At 70.4% G+C, this 5,148-nt stretch carries 5 protein-coding genes; all 5 read left to right on the top strand.

Annotated elements, in window-relative coordinates:
* Positions 1 to 238: 238 nt before the first annotated feature.
* The 5 genes from SACHA_RS0108285 to SACHA_RS0108265 all read left to right on the top strand — a co-directional run bounded on the left by SACHA_RS0108285 (position 239) and on the right by SACHA_RS0108265 (position 4,987).
* Complete coding sequence (locus SACHA_RS0108285; RefSeq protein ID WP_019808750.1) at positions 239 to 679, top strand: hypothetical protein; 441 nt, start codon at positions 239 to 241, stop codon at positions 677 to 679.
* 3 nt (positions 680 to 682) lie between these two features.
* Entirely contained in the window at positions 683 to 1,552 is an 870-nt protein-coding gene (locus SACHA_RS0108280) for an Fpg/Nei family DNA glycosylase (RefSeq protein ID WP_019808748.1), read from the top strand.
* A gap of 215 nt (positions 1,553 to 1,767) precedes the next feature.
* Positions 1,768 to 3,057 (top strand): sensor histidine kinase, encoded by a 1,290-nt coding sequence (locus tag SACHA_RS0108275; protein WP_028662996.1) that lies wholly within the window; start codon positions 1,768 to 1,770, stop codon positions 3,055 to 3,057.
* A 55-nt stretch (positions 3,058 to 3,112) separates the two neighbouring features.
* Complete coding sequence (locus SACHA_RS0108270) at positions 3,113 to 3,952, top strand: S49 family peptidase (protein ID WP_028662995.1); 840 nt, start codon at positions 3,113 to 3,115, stop codon at positions 3,950 to 3,952.
* A gap of 195 nt (positions 3,953 to 4,147) precedes the next feature.
* Positions 4,148 to 4,987: a LytR/AlgR family response regulator transcription factor gene (locus SACHA_RS0108265; protein ID WP_028662994.1), complete on the top strand. Its 840-nt coding sequence runs from the start codon at positions 4,148 to 4,150 to the stop codon at positions 4,985 to 4,987.
* Positions 4,988 to 5,148 lie beyond the last annotated feature (161 nt).

Here is a 5,148-nt window from a genome sequence, read left to right as displayed (position 1 = left end):
CGGCCGCGGAGGCGGCCCCGGGCGTGCTGGGCCGTGGTCCGACGCGGAGGTTCCGACCGCCGGCCGCGCCGGGAGTGACGCGGGGAGCGGCCTGCGGTGATCCTCACCCGTCCGGGTGGAACGTCGCCGTGGAAGGTCGTGAAGTCGATCAGCGGCGGTGTGGACTTCACGGTCGGCTCGCGATCGGGGTAACGTTTCGTGCACAACCAGTGCCCAGCGGCGCAGCGGAGGATGTTGCATGAACCGGCTTGTCCGAGGGTCCGACGGCCGGGACTGGGTGATCCGGGCCCAGCTGGAATGGCGACGGCCCGCCACCGCCGAGGACTTCGAACACGATGTGGCGGCCAACTACACGCCGGGGGTCGCGATGGGCGCCGTCGCGGTGCTGCTCGGGCTCGTGCTGGTCGTGTGGATGCCCGAGGACGTCGTGGTGCCGAGCTGGGTGCCGTTGGCGTTGCTACTGGTGGCGCTGTTCTTCCCGCTGCGTTGGACGTTGCGCAGGCCGTGGACCGTGGTCGCCGAGACGGAGGGTGACGTCACCGGTGAGCGTCCGTCCGAGCGGTGGGTCGGCACGGTCGTGGGCATACTGAAGGTGCGGGGCGAGGTGCACCGCATCGCCAAGTCGATCCAGAAGCACGATCTTCCGGACTTCGACGGACCCTTACAGCCTGTCGAGTGAGCCATGCCCGAGTTGCCCGAGGTCGAAGCGCTCGCGTACCACTTGCGTACGCACGCGGTCGGCCGTGTGGTGACCCGGGTGGACGTGGCCTCGTTGACGGTGCTCAAGACCGTCCGTCCCGGGCCCGCCGACCTGCACGGCCGGGAGGTCACCGGGGCGGCCCGGTACGGCAAGCACCTCGACGTCGTGCTCGGTGACCTGCACCTGGTCGTCCACCTCGCACGGGCGGGGTGGCTGCGCTGGTCGGATGCACTGTCCGCGGCGCCGCCGAGGCCCGGGAAGGGGCCCGTGGCGCTGCGGGTACGGCTGTCCGATCCGGAGGGGCGGCAGGCACCCGGCTTCGACCTCACCGAGGCCGGGACGAAGAAGGGCCTCGCCGTGTGGATCGTGCACGACCCCGGCGAGATCGACCCGGTCGCGCGCCTGGGTCCGGACGCGCTCGACCTGGACACCGCCGGGCTCGCCCGGCTGCTCCGGGGGCGGACGGCGCGGCTGAAGACGGTGCTGACCGATCAGTCCGTGCTCGCGGGTATCGGCAACGCCTACTCCGACGAGATCCTGCACACGGCCCGGCTGTCGCCGTACGCGACCGCGGGCCGGCTCGACGACGGGTCCGTCGAGCGGCTGAGCGAGGCGATGCGGGAGGTGCTCACCTCGGCGGTCGACCGGTCGGTGGGACAGGAGGCCGCCCGTCTCAAGGGGGAGAAGCGCTCGGGGCTGCGGGTCCACGGCCGCACCGGGCTGCCCTGCCCGGTGTGCGGCGACACCATCCGCGAAGTCTCGTTCGCCGAACGCGCCCTCCAGTACTGCCCCACCTGCCAGACCGGCGGCAAACCCCTCGCCGACCGCCGCCTCTCCCGCCTCGTGAAGTAGTCACCCGGCGTGTTGCCGTGAGGGGCACATTCACTGCGTCTCACGCAGTGAATGTGCCCCTCGCTGCGCCCGACGCAGGAAAGGTGCCCTTCACGGCACATCCCTCGGACAGGCGAGGGTGGTGACGGTGGGTAGTTGAGGGTTGGGGGTGGGTGGTGGGGTGGAGTGTGGGGGTGATCCGGTCCGTCTTGCATGTCACTGTGGGAGCGCAGAGCATGGACGCTGTGTCAGGTTTGTTGACCACGCAGTCCGTCGTGGCGTTCTCCGCCGGGGCCTGCCTCGTCGCGCTGGTCACCATCCTCGTCGTCCTCGTCCGGCGGCGGAAGCCCAGCCACGCCGTGGACGAGGCCGTGCTCGAAGCGGTCTGGGTGATGTCCAAGGCCCAGGTCGACCTGCGGGACGGTCTCGTGCAGGAGGCGACGGACAAACTGGTGACCCGGTTGCTCCGGTTGCTCAAGTGCGTCGCGGTCGGGATCTCCGACCGGGAGGGGACGCTGCTGTCCTGGGACGGCGAGGCCAACGACCACTACGTCGACCTGGTGGGGCCGGTCGGCTCGGCGATCCGCCGGAAGAGCCGCGAGGTCGTCTCCCACGACAAATTGCCTTGCGACCACCGGGGGAACTGCCGGATGCGCACGGCCGTGCTGATGCCGATCATCGTCGACGACGAGGTCGAGGCCGTGCTGCTCGTGCTCGGTCGGACCAAGGGCAAACGGATCGTGCAGATGGCCGACACGGTGAACCGGTTCATCAGCACCCAGCTGCACGCGGCGAAGCTGGAGGACACCAAACACCAGCTCCAACAGGCGGAGATCAAGGCGCTGCGGGCGCAGATCTCGCCGCACTTCGTCTACAACGCGCTGAACACGATCTCGTCGCTGATCCGGACCGATCCCGAGGAGGCCCGCGAACTGCTCCAGGACTTCGCCGACTTCACCCGCTACTGCTTCCGGGCGGAGGGCACGTTCACGACCCTGTCCGAGGAGCTGCGCAACATCGACCGCTATCTCACGATCGAGGGCGCCCGGTACGGCGCCCGGCTCAACGTGCGACTCAAGATCGCACCGGAGGTGCAGTCGGTGGTTCTCCCGTTCCTGCTGATCCAGCCGTTGGTGGAGAACGCCGTCAAGCACGGGATCGCGGGCAAGCCCGGGGGCGGGACGGTGACGGTGACCGCGCACGACCGCGGCCCCGAGGCGGAGATCAGCGTGGAGGACGACGGGGTCGGGATGGACCCCGCGCTGCTGGAGAACATGCGGGACTCGTCGGGCAGCGCGCACATCGGACTGAGCGGCATCAACCGGCGGATGCACCAGGTCTACGACCAGCGCTACTCGCTGATGGTGGAGACGGCTGTCGGCGCGGGGATGAAGGTCACCATGCGGGTGCCGAAGTTCGTCCGGCACGTGCACCCGGACATGCCCAACTACCCGGACCCGTCCGTGGGCGCCCGGAGCAGGCGCGACCTGCCCCCGGCCCGCACCTCCGCGCCCGTCGGTTCCTGACCGTCCCGGCCGGAACGGGCGGGGCCCGCCGGAACCACTCAGTAGGGTGGACGGCATGAGCCGCACGGACACGTTGGTCAGTCGCATTCCCAAGATCGGCGAGCGCGTCGAGCGCAAGGACGTCGTCGCCGTCGTCAAGCTGCACGGGGTCCTCAACCCGCAGGCGTCGCCGCTGGCCCGTGGGATCCTCAACCTCTCCTCCGTCGAATCGGCCCTGACCAGAGCGTTCGACCACGACCGGCTCAAGGCGGTCGCGCTCCGGATCAACTCACCCGGTGGTGCGCCGACGCAGTCGGGACTGATCGCCGAGCGCATCCGGCAGCTCGCCGACGAGAAGGACGTGCCGGTGCTCGCCTTCGCCGAGGACGTGGCCGCCTCCGGCGGCTACTGGCTCGCCTGCGCCGCCGACGAGATCTACGCGCACCGCACGTCCATGGTCGGCTCGATCGGGGTGATCACCGGCTCGTTCGGGTTCACCGGACTGCTCGACCGCTTCGGGATCGAACGCAGGCTCTACACGGCCGGGGAGAACAAGTCCCGCCTCGACCCCTTCTCCCCGGAGAAGGAGGAGGACGTGGAGTGGCTGCGCTCGCTGCACACCCAGCTGCACGACATGTTCGTCGACTGGGTGAAGCAGCGCCGCGGCTCCCGGCTCGCCGCGGCCGACGACCTGTTCACCGGGGACGTCTGGCTCGGCGCCCGTGCCGCCGAGCTCGGCCTCGTCGATGGCCTCGGCAACTTCCGGGACGTGCTCACCCGGCGCTACCCGGACGCGGAGATCACCGTGGCGGAGCCGAGAAAGCCGCTGCTCGCACGGCTGGGGGTCGGCGCACCCGCGTCGGCGCTGCTCGACGCGGTGCAGCACCGGGCGCAGTGGTCGCGGTTCGGGCTCTGACCGGGCGGGCGGCACCCCGTCGTCGCCGGCCGTGATCGCCGACGTCACTCCGGGTACTCGCGTTCACCGGTACGGTGGCTGGTTCCGAACCTCGCGCTGCACTCGTTACGCTTGGGTGGTTACTCTGTGGCGAACGGGCGTCACGTGATGATTCGCCCGGGCGCGTAGTGGACATCGGACCCGGCAGACGGCAGGATGCGTGTCACTGTGAGTGCTCATCGAGAGACCCCTGAACTGCTCGTCCTCGCTGTCGACGACGAGCTGCCCGGGCTCGACCAGCTGCGCCACTGCCTCGACGCGAACCCGCACGTCGGCAGGGTGATCCCCGCCGTGGACGCCTCGGAGGCACTGCGGTACCTCGGCAACACCGACCACGAGATCGACATGCGCAAGCGGCGCGGGCTGCCGCCGGTCGACGCGGTGTTCGCCGACATCAACATGCCCGGGCTGTCCGGGATGGAGATGTCCCGCGTGTTCGCCTCGCTGAATCCCGCCCCGGTGCTGGTGTTCGTCACCGGCCACCCCACCGAGGCCGTCGAGGCGTTCGATCTGGGCGCGGTGGACTACGTCCTCAAGCCCGCGCGGCAGGAGCGCATCGACAAGGCCGTGGCGCGGGTGGTGGAGAAACTCGACGCCGCACCCGCGGCACCCGCCGGGGGTGCCCCGGGCGCGGAACCGCAGGTCCGCGGGGACGACGAGGTGATCCCGGTCGAACTGGCCGGCACCACCAAACTGATCCCGCGGGCGGCGGTGCGCTGGGTGGAGGCCCAGGGCGACTACGCCCGGCTCTACACGACCGAGGGCAGCCACCTGGTGCGCATCCCGCTCTCCCAGCTGGAGAAGAACTGGGAGAACGCGGGGTTCGTGCGGATCCACCGTTCGTTCCTCGTGGCCCTCTCACTGATCACGGAACTGCGGATGGGGCAGGGCGGCTACCAGGTCGTGCTCGGCGACGAGGAGAAGGTGCTGCCGGTCAGCAGGCGGCACACCCGGGAGCTGAAGGACAAGCTGGTCGGTTCCTCGCGCGCCGGGTAGCCGCCGAATGACCGATGAGGACATCTACCGCAGGGTCGGCGGCATCCGGGAGCCGGACCCCACACTCGGCAGGAGTCCGCACCCCGAACCCGAGCGGCCCGCGGTCACGTTGTCCCCGGCGGCGGACCCCGCGGCCGGGGCCGCCGGATCGGACGGGGCCG

Origin of the sequence: Saccharomonospora halophila 8, assembly GCF_000383775.1 — a bacterium.
Lineage (GTDB): Bacteria > Actinomycetota > Actinomycetes > Mycobacteriales > Pseudonocardiaceae > Saccharomonospora > Saccharomonospora halophila.
The sequence above is the reverse complement of the archived record's forward strand: the minus strand, read 5'-3'. Positions and strand labels throughout refer to the sequence as shown.

What these genes read in the sequence shown, in the direction of transcription:
- SACHA_RS0108275 (WP_028662996.1), top strand. Translation starts at nt 1,768, where the DNA reads ATGGACGCTGTGTCAGGTTTGTTGACCACGCAGTCCGTCGTGGCGTTC.
- SACHA_RS0108280 (WP_019808748.1), top strand. Translation starts at nt 683, where the DNA reads ATGCCCGAGTTGCCCGAGGTCGAAGCGCTCGCGTACCACTTGCGTACG.
- SACHA_RS0108270 (WP_028662995.1), top strand. Translation starts at nt 3,113, where the DNA reads ATGAGCCGCACGGACACGTTGGTCAGTCGCATTCCCAAGATCGGCGAG.
- SACHA_RS0108285 (WP_019808750.1), top strand. Translation starts at nt 239, where the DNA reads ATGAACCGGCTTGTCCGAGGGTCCGACGGCCGGGACTGGGTGATCCGG.
- SACHA_RS0108265 (WP_028662994.1), top strand. Translation starts at nt 4,148, where the DNA reads ATGCGTGTCACTGTGAGTGCTCATCGAGAGACCCCTGAACTGCTCGTC.